Here is a 6885-nt window from a genome sequence, read left to right as displayed (position 1 = left end):
GGCGCGTCCGGGAGGATTCGAACCTCCGACCGCCTGGTTCGTAGCCAGGTACTCTATCCAGCTGAGCTACGGACGCGCAGGCTTAACAGTTTAGCTCGGTTAAACGAGCCGCTGATACACAGCGATATCTCTTTTTACAAAGAGAAGATGGCGCGTCCGGGAGGATTCGAACCTCCGACCGCCTGGTTCGTAGCCAGGTACTCTATCCAGCTGAGCTACGGACGCGCAGAAACTTGCTTTTGGGGGCTTCATCCGTTGAAGACTAAGAGGCCGCGCTAGGCGCGGCCTCTCAAAATATGGCGCATCCGGGAGGATTCGAACCTCCGACCGCTCGGTTCGTAGCCGAGTACTCTATCCAGCTGAGCTACGGATGCACAGGGAAACAATGGCGGTGAGGGAGGGATTCGAACCCTCGATAGGTTTTAGCCTATACGCCCTTAGCAGGGGCGCGCCTTCAGCCACTCGGCCACCTCACCGTTGTTTCGGGGCGTATATTAAGGCCTGGCAGAAATATGTCAAACCCTTTTCTAAGCCCAGTTCACTGTCCGCACGGTTTTTCGCCGATCCGCAGAACAAAACAACACTCAAGAGGGAAGCTGTTGGATATCTAGCCACTTTTTCTTATTTGAGCCGCGATCGCTAAGGCTTCAAAAGGTCGGGGCAAAAAAAACCGACGCAAATGCGCCGGTCTTTCGGATCAGAAGTTGCCACTCGGGGCATTACCGCCTTCTTTCTCCGCTTGGATCCGCATATAGATCTCTTCACGGTGAACGGAAACCTCTTTTGGTGCATTAACGCCAATGCGCACCTGGTTACCTTTCACACCCAAAACAGTCACGGTGACTTCGTCACCGATCATCAAAGTTTCGCCCACACGGCGAGTCAAAATCAGCATTCGTTGCTCCTCTCTCTCTAACTCATTCCGCAGCGGCGGTAGAATCTTTTAGCGGTATTATAAAGTTAGACCAGATTAAATCTATAGCCACCCGTGAGGATTTACTCACCTTTGGCTAAATCAAAAGCGTTATGGAGACTGCGCACAGCCAGTTCCAAGTATTTTTCGTCCAGCGCAACGGAGATCTTGATCTCCGAAGTCGAGATCAGCTGGACGCTGATCCCCTCCTGTCCTAACGTCTGGAACATACGGCTGGCCACTCCAGTATGGTTCTTCATTCCCACCCCGACAACAGAGACTTTACATAAGTCTTCGTTTGTTCGGAGCGAATTCACCCCCAAGGTCTTCACCACAGGGGCCAATAGAGCACTGGCCTGAGCGAGATCCTGCCGCGACACGGTAAAGGTAAAATCCGCTTTACCCGCCCCGGTCGTGGTATGGACGATCATATCAACATCGATGCCCGCGTCGCTGATCGGCGTCAGGATCTGGGCCGCCACATTGGCCTCATCCGGTACGCCGACCAACGTAAGACTGGCCTCATCGCGGCGAAACGCCACGCCGGAAACCAAAGGTGCATCCATCGCCGGATCCTCATAGGTGATCAAAGTACCGCTGCCATCCTGAAAACTGGATAACACACGCAGAGGCACATTGTAGCGTCCAGCGTACTCCACCGAACGGATCTGCAACACCTTAGCCCCCAGACTCGACAGCTCCAGCATCTCCTCAAAGGTGATGCTGTCCATCTTGCGGGCACGAGGCTCGACGCGTGGATCCGTGGTGTAGACCCCGTCCACATCGGTGTAGATCTGACACTCATCAGCCTGGAGCGCGGCCGCCAATGCCACTGCTGTGGTATCCGAGCCGCCCCGACCCAACGTCGTCAAAGCCCCGGCATCGCAGCGGCCCTGAAAACCGGCCACCACGGGCACGATCCCTTGCGCCAGCAGGTCGATGAGGCGCTCGGCCTCAACCGTCTGGATCCGCGCCCGGCTATGACGGCCATCGGTCACCACACCCGCCTGATCGCCCAGCATTGCCTGCGCAGCGATCCCGCGCTTATGCAATGCCATCGCCATCAACGAGATGGAGATCTGCTCTCCGGTCGCCAGTAGCATATCCAATTCACGGCTGGCCGGCTCCGCCGACACCTGCTTGGCCAGGCCCAGCAGGCGGTTGGTTTCACCGGCCATGGCAGACAGCACCACAACGAGCCGATCGCCCCTACGCACGGCACGGGCGATCTTATCGGCCACCGCCTCGATCCGCTCAAATGAGCCAACCGAGGTGCCACCATATTTTTGAACCAATAGTGCCACTTAGGCTCCTTATACCAATCGCACTCAGCATGGGCTCAGCCCGCACCAGTACAGGCTCTCGCCGTGATGGTGAAGGAATGTAAGACCCCTTTCGAACGATCACAACAACGAGCAGCTGTCGGTGCGGACTTGCCGAAGGGCTGACGAATACCGGCTGTAGACTGCGTTGGCCAAACTCACTGTAGCGCGACTAGAGCTTCGCTTGGCTGCCTTCTCTAAAACCGGTTTTCATTCAGCTGAATGCACAGATACTGAGTTTGATTGGTATCACAACTGTTCGGTCAGCCAGTCTTTGGCAGACGCCAAGGCAGCAGGCAGAGCAGCGACATCGGTACCACCGGCCATCGCCATATCCGGACGGCCGCCACCTTTGCCACCCACCTGCTGGGCGACGCGGTTGACCAACTCACCGGCTTTGACTTTGCCGGTCACGTCTTTGGTGACACCGGCGATCAAGCCGACCTTACCACCAGCCACATTCCCCAGCAGCACAATGCCACTGCCCAGCTGGTTTTTCAGATCGTCCACCATGCCGCGCAGGGCTTTGCTGTCCGCGTTCTCTAGCTGGCTGATCAAGACCTTCACGCCACCGATCTCTTGCGCCTGATCGATCAGGTTCGCACTGGCGGCGGAGGCCAACTTTTGTTTCAGCTGCTCCAGCTCTTTCTCAAGCTGACGATTGCGATCAAGCAACCCTTTCACCTTAGAGGCGACCGAAGCCACGTCACCTTTAACCAATGAGGCGGTTTGCTGCAGCTGAGACTCTTGTTGGTTGGTGTGTGCTAACGCACCGACACCAGTCACCGCTTCAATACGGCGCACGCCAGCGGCGATCCCGGCCTCAGAGACGATCTTCATAAAGCCGATGTCACCGGTGCGCTTGGCGTGAATACCACCACACAGCTCAATGGAGTAATCCCCCATCGCCAACACCCGGACTTCATCGTCATACTTCTCACCAAACAGCGCCATGGCCCCCCGGGTCTTCGCCGCTTCGATGTCCATCAACTCGGTATCGACGCTGTGGTTAGCGCGGATCTGCTCGTTGACCTGAGCTTCAACCGTTGCCAGCTCTTCTGCGGTCACGCCCTCTAAGTGAGAGAAGTCAAAACGCAGACGATCGGCCATGACCAGCGAGCCTTTCTGATTGACGTGATCACCCAACACGTTGCGCAGCGCAGCGTGCAGCAGGTGCGTCGCCGAGTGATTGAGGCGAATGGCATCACGGCGCTCGGCATCCACTTGCGCTTGCGCCGCGTCCCCGATGGCAACCGCCCCCGAAACCAGCTTACCTTTGTGCGCGAACGCTTGGCCGATCTTGCTGGTGTCGACCACCAGGAAGCGACCGGCGTCCGTAACGATCTCGCCGGTATCACCGGTTTGACCGCCGGACTCGGCGTAGAATGGGGTTTGATCCAGGATCAACAGCGCCTCACGATCGTCGGCCAACTGCTCGGTCGCTTCGCCGTCGACATAGATCCCGACGATGCTGCCAGTGCCGCTTGTCGCGTCGTAGCCGGTAAATTGGGTTTCGCTGTCAATGGTCAGGACCTTGGAGTAATCAACGCCAAAGTTACCCGCCTCGCGGGCGCGCTGGCGCTGGGCTTCCATCTGCACCTCAAAGCCCGCTTCATCGATGGTAAAGCCGCGCTCGCGCGCCACATCGTTGGTCAGATCCGCAGGGAAACCAAAGGTATCGTACAGCTTGAAGACGGTCTCGCCATCCAGCTCTTTTCCGTCCAGATTGTCCAGAGCCTCGCCCAACAAGGCGATACCGCGATCCAGGGTGCGGGCGAAGTTCTCTTCTTCGATCTTCAGCACCTTCTCGACCATGGCTTGCTGCTTTTTCAGCTCTTCGCCGGCGCAACCCATGGTCTCGGCCAACTCGCCCACCAACTTGTAGAAGAAGGTGTCGGTCGCGCCCATTTTACGACCATGACGGATCGCGCGGCGGATAATACGGCGCAGCACGTAGCCACGGCCTTCGTTGGAGGGCATCACCCCGTCGACGATCAAAAAGGCGCAGGAGCGGATGTGATCCGCCACGACGCGCAAGGATTTGTTGTCCAGATCGGTGGCACCGGTTGCGTCCGCTGCGGCCTTGATCAGGCGCTGGAAGATGTCGATGTCGTAATTGGAATGACCGCCTTGCATGATCGCCGCAATGCGCTCAATGCCCATGCCGGTATCCACCGCAGGCTTTGGCAGCGGCTCCATGGTACCGTCGGCGAAACGGTTGAACTGCATGAACACGATGTTCCAGATCTCGATGAAACGATCGCCATCCTCTTCCGGCGTCCCAGGACGACCGCCCCAGATATGTTCACCGTGATCGTAGAAGATCTCGGTACACGGCCCGCACGGGCCGGTGTCGCCCATGGTCCAGAAGTTATCCGACGCGTACGGCGCACCTTTGTTATCGCCGATGCGGATCAGGTTCTCTTCTGGAACCCCCATCTCTTTGGTCCAGATCTCGAACGCTTCATCATCGGTTTCATAGATGGTGACGCACAGCTTCTCTTTTGGCAGCTGCAGTACTTCGGTCAAGAAGGTCCAGGCATACTTAATGGCGTCTTGCTTGAAATAATCGCCAAAGCTGAAGTTACCCAGCATTTCGAAGAAGGTGTGGTGACGGGCAGTGAAGCCCACGTTTTCCAGATCGTTGTGCTTACCACCGGCTCGAACACAGCGCTGTGCGGTCGCGGCGCGGGTGTAGCTGCGCTGCTCGGCCCCGAGGAAACAGTCCTTAAACTGATTCATCCCGGCATTGGTAAACAGCAGGGTCGGGTCGTTGTGAGGTACCAGCGAGCTGGACGCCACACGTTCGTGGCCCTCAGAACGGAAATACTCCAAAAACGCTTCTCGGAGTTCAGCGGTGGTCATGTGCATACGGTCATCCTGAATAACTGACGATTGCCGCACGCAAAGGTGGGCGGCTAAACCGGCAATTATATCCGCAACCCCCCCCCGCAAACCAGAGCTAGCCTGCATTCAGGCCAATTTGTCGAGCCAGATCCGGTTAATCGTCCCCATTGGGCTGCAAGGCGTAACGGATCTGTTCGTACTCAAAACCGCGATAAGCCAAAAAACGCTGCATTTTCTGGCGTAGCTTAGGATCGCAGGCGGGGAGATCACCAAACTTGCGCTGGCGGGCCAGACGGCACAACGCAAACCAATCCAGCTCTGGTTGTGCCAAAGCCTGACGGATCAACGCATCGTCCAGTTGCCGCTCATGCAACTCAGCCCTAAGCCGCAGCGGGCCTTTGCCGCTTTGACTGCGATAGCGCACATACCCCTCGGCAAAGCGCGCCTCATCTTGATAGCCCAGCGCCTGAACCCGCGCCAGTGTCCGCTGGATCTCCTCATGCAAAAAGCCGCGGTGCTGAAGCTTACGCTCCAGCTCACCACGGCTATGATCACGGCGGGACAACAGTCCCACCGCAGCGGCCAGTGCACTCTGGCCTTGACCCGGTTTGCTCACCCGCTCAGGACGGCTCTGGCGCGTCTTCCTTCTCTTGCTCAGCTTGTGGCTCGGCCTTCACCAACAGCTGAGCCCGCAACAGCCCTTCGATCTCGTTGGAGATCTCAACGTTCTCTTTCAGGAAGCGGATGGAGTTGGCCTTACCTTGACCGATCTTCTCACCCTTATAGCTGTACCAAGCACCGGACTTCTCGACCAGCTTCTGTTTCACGCCCCAGTCGATCAGCTCGCCCTCTTTCGAGGTGCCCTGACCATACAGGATCTGGAACTCAGACTGCTTAAACGGTGGGGCCACCTTGTTCTTAACGACCTTCACCCGGGTTTCGTTACCCACCACTTCGTCACCATCTTTAATGGCACCGATACGGCGGATATCCAAACGAACAGAGGCATAGAACTTCAGGGCGTTACCCCCCGTGGTGGTTTCCGGCGAACCGAACATCACACCGATCTTCATACGAATTTGGTTAATGAAGATACACAGGGTGTTGGAGCGCTTGATGTTACCGGTCAGCTTACGCAGCGCCTGAGACATCAAACGGGCCTGCAGACCCACGTGGGAGTCGCCCATCTCGCCTTCAATTTCCGCTTTCGGCGTTAGTGCCGCCACGGAATCGACGATCACCACGTCCACCGCGCCAGAACGCACCAGCATGTCGCAGATCTCCAGCGCCTGCTCACCGGTATCCGGCTGAGACACCAGCAACTCATCCACATTCACACCCAGCTTCTCAGCGTAAACCGGATCCAGCGCGTGTTCGGCATCAACGAAGGCACAGGTCTTGCCCTGCTTTTGCGCTTCCGCCACTACCTGCAAGGTCATGGTGGTTTTACCGGAAGATTCCGGACCGTAGATCTCAACGATACGACCGTACGGCAAGCCGCCTATGCCCAGCGCAATGTCCAAGCCCAGCGAGCCGGTAGACACCGATTCGATGTCCATGGTCGTCGCATCGCCCAGGCGCATGATGGACCCTTTACCAAATTGTTTCTCAATCTGACCAAGCGCAGCACTGAGTGCGCGTTTTTTATTTTCGTCCATTCCAAGCTCCGAGTTGGCGATACGGTGAAGTTCAATGGGGCTAGTATACTGTACAATCATACAGTATCAACCCTGTATGGAAAATTCGCGTCAGGCCCGTGCGCGATCCCCGCTTTGCGGTATCATATGGGGTTTGCCAAAACCA

The 6885-nt window shown here is 57.1% G+C and carries 5 protein-coding genes and 4 tRNA genes; all 9 read right to left on the bottom strand.

Going from position 1 to position 6885, the window contains the following annotated elements; translation table 11 throughout:
* Positions 1-2 precede the first annotated feature (2 nt).
* Positions 3-76, bottom strand: a tRNA-Arg gene (locus ABEA08_RS17335).
* Positions 77-148: 72 nt separating this feature from the next.
* Positions 149-225 (bottom strand) — tRNA-Arg (locus tag ABEA08_RS17330).
* Positions 226-297: 72 nt separating this feature from the next.
* Positions 298-374, bottom strand: a tRNA-Arg gene (locus tag ABEA08_RS17325).
* 12 nt (positions 375-386) lie between these two features.
* A tRNA-Ser gene (locus ABEA08_RS17320) sits at positions 387-476 on the bottom strand.
* A gap of 221 nt (positions 477-697) precedes the next feature.
* Entirely contained in the window at positions 698-895 is a 198-nt protein-coding gene (gene csrA / locus ABEA08_RS17315; RefSeq protein WP_345336635.1) for a carbon storage regulator CsrA, read from the bottom strand.
* Positions 896-996: 101 nt separating this feature from the next.
* Complete coding sequence (locus tag ABEA08_RS17310) at positions 997-2217, bottom strand: aspartate kinase (protein WP_345336634.1); 1221 nt, start codon at positions 2215-2217, stop codon at positions 997-999.
* A gap of 267 nt (positions 2218-2484) precedes the next feature.
* Entirely contained in the window at positions 2485-5106 is a 2622-nt protein-coding gene (gene alaS / locus ABEA08_RS17305; protein WP_345336633.1) for an alanine--tRNA ligase, read from the bottom strand.
* A 130-nt stretch (positions 5107-5236) separates the two neighbouring features.
* Positions 5237-5698 (bottom strand): regulatory protein RecX, encoded by a 462-nt coding sequence (locus ABEA08_RS17300; protein ID WP_345336632.1) that lies wholly within the window; start codon positions 5696-5698, stop codon positions 5237-5239.
* A gap of 4 nt (positions 5699-5702) precedes the next feature.
* A complete protein-coding gene (gene recA / locus ABEA08_RS17295; protein WP_345336631.1) occupies positions 5703-6740 on the bottom strand; it encodes a recombinase RecA in 1038 nt (345 codons plus the stop codon).
* Positions 6741-6885 lie beyond the last annotated feature (145 nt).

It is taken from the genome of Ferrimonas pelagia (assembly GCF_039543565.1).
Lineage (GTDB): Bacteria > Pseudomonadota > Gammaproteobacteria > Enterobacterales > Shewanellaceae > Ferrimonas > Ferrimonas pelagia.
This window is presented reverse-complemented; position numbering and strand designations above follow the sequence as displayed.